Source organism: Luedemannella flava (genome assembly GCF_039528515.1).
In the GTDB taxonomy this organism is placed as follows: domain Bacteria; phylum Actinomycetota; class Actinomycetes; order Mycobacteriales; family Micromonosporaceae; genus Luedemannella; species Luedemannella flava.
Map to the genome: position 1 here is coordinate 1 of NZ_BAAALT010000118.1, position 1,394 is coordinate 1,394.

General features: G+C 75.9%; 2 protein-coding genes. One reads left to right on the forward strand and one right to left on the reverse strand.

Annotated elements, in window-relative coordinates:
- Positions 1 to 539, reverse strand: a 539-nt coding sequence (locus ABD211_RS19325; protein ID WP_425560463.1) for a hypothetical protein, incomplete at its 3' end; no start/stop codon positions are given.
- Between the two features lie 130 nt (positions 540 to 669).
- Here ABD211_RS19325 and ABD211_RS19330 point away from each other — a divergent pair.
- A partial coding sequence (locus ABD211_RS19330) for a hypothetical protein (RefSeq protein ID WP_344133589.1) occupies positions 670 to 1,394 on the forward strand: 725 nt, incomplete at its 3' end.

A 1,394-nucleotide genomic window follows, 5' to 3' on the forward strand; every position in this document is an offset into this window, starting at 1 on the left:
CGCACCGCCACCCACGCCCCGGTCGGCGCCGGCCCGCCGGGCACGACGACCTGGACGGCCGACAGCCCGGTGTCGACCGCGTCCGACCGCGACCACCCGACCCGGGCGGCGACCTCGGCCAGCGGCAGCCCGGCCCCGGCACCCGCCTCGACCGCGGCGAACCAGCCGCCCTCGTCGAGCCCGACGCCCACGTCCCCGACGCTGGTGAGCACCAGCCCGGGGGCCAGCGACCGCAGCCGGGCGTCGAGCGGGTCGGCGTGCGCGCGCCCCAGCTCACCCGCGAGCACCTCGACGGCGGCCCGACGCCGGCGGCGCACGTACCGGACCCGGCGCCACAGGTGCGCCGCGAACCACTGCCCGTCGCTACGCCCGAACGTGGCGACCAGGATCGCGAGCCCGAGCAGGCAGATGCCCGCGAAGATCAGGACCGGCGCGTGCCGGCACAGCCAGACCACGACCAGCACACCCTGCGCGACCAGTACCTGAGCAAGCAATGCCCGCCCGGGCCACCGGCGGTACGGCCACAACGCGCGCGCCATACGCCCCCCAGGTGCGGCCGACTGTCCACTTCCTACACATCGACCGCGGCGGGTCGGCTGTGCTGAAATTCTTCAAGGCAGCGTACGGGTTCTGCCGAATGGGTGCTTTCGTCGCGGTGGGGAGGTCGTCATGCGCAAGGGGCGGGGCCGCCAGCTGACCGACGGTCAGTGGATGACGGTCGCGGGCGCGGTCCTCATCGCCGTGTTCATGACGGCCATGGGTATCGGCGCCGGCAACATCAACCTGGTGCTGGTCGCGTTGCTGCTGCTCGTGCTCGTGGCGGTCGGCGTCGTCCTCATCGGATACCGGCAGGCCGACCCGCCGGTGCCCGGCCAGGGCAGGGTCGTCTGGGCGTCCGCGGCGCCCACGAAGAGCATTGTGGGCACCTGCGAGATGGAGCTCGACGTGGCCCTCGGCGACAGCCCGCCGGTGCGCGTGCGGGTGCGTGCCGGCAACACGCCGGTGCACAAGTGGCCCCGGCGCGGCATGGTGCTGCCCCTGGAGGCGTCCGTACGCCGGCCCGACAAGCCGAAGATCTTCTGGGACCGGGTGGCCCCGCGCGGCACGGGCGGACCCGAGGCGCCCGAGGAGGCGCCCGCGCCGCCGCCGGAGGATCCGCCCGGCCCACCGACGGCGTACATTCCGCCGGTCTTCACCGCGTTCCGCGCCGACGCCGGCGCACCGCCCCGCGACGAGGCCTACTACGACGTCGCCACCCCCGCCGAACCCGACCACGAGCCGGCGTACCACCTGGTCCCGCCCGCGCCGGGCGCCGAGGCCGACCCCGACCTGACCGGCGCCACCCCGGCGGGCGGCCCGTGGCAGTCGCCGCCCGGCGCCCGCCCGGCGACGGG